Genomic DNA, 236 nt, shown 5'->3' with positions numbered 1-236 from the left:
GTCTTGGCCACGCCGATCTGGTTGAGGATCGACGGGTAGAGTTTCACCACGCGGAACTGGCTGATATCACCACCGAACTCGGCCAGGCGCTTGGTGGCCCAGGGCGACATGATGGTGTTGAGGTAGCGCCGCGGTATGCCAAAGTCTTCCTCCAGGATTGCGCCATCTTCCGTGGCGTTGAACAGGCCCAGGGGCGACTCGAAGACGGGCGAGCCCTTGATCGCATAGAAGGGCAC

Annotated in this window: 1 pseudogene; it reads right to left on the bottom strand. The window is 61.4% G+C overall.

Annotated features, from left to right (window positions below):
• Nucleotides 1-236: pseudogene (locus AAEZ05_RS30180) on the bottom strand (PrkA family serine protein kinase); the annotation flags it as partial.

This window comes from Pseudomonas sp. HY13-MNA-CIBAN-0226, from assembly GCF_040310305.1.
Classification (GTDB): domain Bacteria; phylum Pseudomonadota; class Gammaproteobacteria; order Pseudomonadales; family Pseudomonadaceae; genus Aquipseudomonas; species Aquipseudomonas gregormendelii.
Note: the sequence above shows the minus strand (reverse complement) of the source record. Positions and strands in the feature narration are given on the sequence as shown.